This window comes from Marinobacter sp. (genome assembly GCF_035268745.1).
Classification (GTDB): domain Bacteria; phylum Pseudomonadota; class Gammaproteobacteria; order Pseudomonadales; family Oleiphilaceae; genus Marinobacter.
Map to the genome: position 1 here is coordinate 1 of NZ_DATFKH010000094.1, position 1503 is coordinate 1503.

The 1503-nt window shown below is 53.8% G+C and carries 2 protein-coding genes; both read left to right on the forward strand.

Annotated features, from left to right (window positions below; all coding sequences use genetic code 11):
• The coding region (locus tag VJ956_RS07705; RefSeq protein ID WP_324083506.1) for a TfoX/Sxy family protein at positions 1–277 on the forward strand (277 nt) is incomplete at its 5' end.
• Positions 278–540: 263 nt separating this feature from the next.
• A partial coding sequence (locus tag VJ956_RS07710; protein ID WP_324083507.1) for an alcohol dehydrogenase catalytic domain-containing protein occupies positions 541–1503 on the forward strand: 963 nt, incomplete at its 3' end.

The window sequence follows — 1503 nt, forward strand, 5'->3', positions numbered from 1 at the left end:
TCTGACGCACCGGATGATGTTTGGTGGTTGCACACTTTACCTGGACGGCAAAGTCGTAGCGCTTATCTGCGACGACCAGTTATTCGTCAAACCCACCAGAGCGGGCAGGGAGTTCATTGGTAATGTCGTTGAAGCACCAGCCTACCCAGGGGCAAAGAACTCATTTCTGATTGACGATCAAATTGAGGACCGCGATTGGTTGACGAAGTTGCTGAGGGTGACCGCGGCGGAGCTACCTTCGCCGAGGCCCCGGAAGAAAAAGAAGAAGAAGCACTAATTCTGTACGACTGCTCCTGGCCGCAAAGCGACCATTCCGCGGCGAACTCCGGATGCTCGCTCTCGGGTAGTAAGCTAGCGTCGCTTTTCGACTCGAAGTGGAAAATATTACGCAAATTGAGCGAGACCGGCTGCGTGTATGGATCAGCCGCCGAGGATTGCGGCAGCCACTATTCGGCGATAGTCTGCTGATGGCCCATTTCAATTCGGCGCGTGCTGAGCGGCGTTGGGCACCCTTCAAACCTTCTGAGCTCGGCTACTTCTATGAGTGATTACAAGCGGATCGTCGTCGCCGATCACGGCAGCGTGGACGTTCTCAAAACCGTCGAAGAAGCGATTCCCGAGCCAAGGCCAGGACAAGTCAGAGTCAAGGTTCTTGCCGCAGGTGTTGGCTACGCCGACATCATGGCGCAGCACGGAGGTTATCCTCTGGCACCGAAAGTACCGTTCACCCCCGGTTATGATTTCGTCGGAGTCATTGACGCCTTTGGTTCGGACGCTGCCGGCCTTGAAAAAGGTCAGTATGTGGCTGCGCTCAATCCAGAATTCGGTTGTTACTCAGAGTATGTATGTGTGCCTCCAGAGCTTTTATTGCCTGTTCCTGAAGAATTGGACCCGGTGGAAGTTGTAAGCCTGCTTCTGAACTATCTGACAGCGCACTGTATTCTGCATAAGAAGGCTCAGGTAAGAAGCGGCGAAACAGTGCTTATTCATGCCGCTGCCGGCGGTGTTGGTACTGCACTTCTTCAATTGGGCACATTGCTGGACTTGAAAATGTACGGCACTGCCTCTGCCACTAAGCATCCGACTGTCCGCGACTACGGCGGCATCCCAATAGACTACAAGAGCCGGGATTTCCTGGAATACATTCGGAATGAAGTTCCGGATGGCGTCGATGCCGCATTCGATCCAATTGGCGGGCCGAACCTGCGGCGCTCGTATAAAGCGGTAAGAAAAGGTGGCCGACTAGTGAGTTATGGTTTTGCCGGAGACAGCTTCGGCGGCCTGACAACAATGGCATTCGGCGTACTTCAAATGGTTGCGCTCAATTGCTGGCCAGACGGAAAAAGGGTATCCCTCTGCGCTACCCCCGGCGAAGTAAAGAAAGATAATGGTTGGTACCGTGAAACTCTTGGAGAGCTCATCAGCATGCTTGCTTCGCGGCAAATAGAACCAGTCATCGGCGCAAGGGTACCGTTAGTCGAAGTAAAGCGTGCCCATGAAATG